We start from the raw sequence: 244 nt of genomic DNA on the forward strand, positions 1-244 counted from the left end.
GTTCTTTTTCTAATTTTTTCTGTTTATCTAAAGCTTTTTTAAAGTCACTAGTCTTCTTTACATTTTTTTGTACAGATTTAGGGACTCCAGCTGAATTTAGAGTCTTACCGTGACTTTTGCCTCCAGTAACTCTTTCAGCTCCTTTAATCTTTCCTTTTTCAACATGTACATGCCAATCATTATTAACCCCGTCAACATGTGGCTTATCAACACGATATTTCCACCCAGGAGAACCAGGTACTTG

General features: G+C 36.1%; 1 protein-coding gene. It reads right to left on the reverse strand.

The window, feature by feature from the left end; all coding sequences use genetic code 11:
• Positions 1–244: hypothetical protein (locus tag SB775_RS32815; protein WP_410865475.1), on the reverse strand; the 244-nt coding region annotated here is incomplete at both ends.

It is taken from the genome of Peribacillus sp. SIMBA_075 (assembly GCF_046534585.1).